The sequence below is a fragment of the Arcticibacter eurypsychrophilus genome, assembly GCF_001730525.1.
GTDB classification, from domain to species: domain Bacteria; phylum Bacteroidota; class Bacteroidia; order Sphingobacteriales; family Sphingobacteriaceae; genus Arcticibacter; species Arcticibacter eurypsychrophilus.
In genome coordinates this window covers 1-233 of the sequence record NZ_MDFN01000089.1, presented here as the reverse complement: position 1 = coordinate 233, position 233 = coordinate 1, and the positions used below count along the sequence as shown (strand labels likewise).

1 protein-coding gene is annotated in these 233 nt (G+C 39.5%); it reads right to left on the bottom strand.

What is annotated here, in order from left to right; translation table 11 throughout:
* Positions 1–233 (bottom strand): transposase (locus BFL47_RS19090; RefSeq protein ID WP_139125892.1); only part of this gene is annotated, 233 nt, incomplete at both ends.

The window sequence follows — 233 nt, the reverse complement described above, 5'->3', positions numbered from 1 at the left end:
AAAAGGATATTTTCTGCTTAAGCTGTTTTTTAATGATCGTAAACAGCAGATTGGCTATCAGGGTGCACCATATCTGAATCTTGATTGCATTTTCATTGTCGCCCAGAAAATATTTGAGCGGAAAGTTCTGTTTCAGCTGCTTAAATAGCAATTCAATCTGCCAGCGCATTTTATAGAGCTGGCCAATCTGCTGGGTCTCCATATCAAATATATTGGTCAGGAACTGGATCACC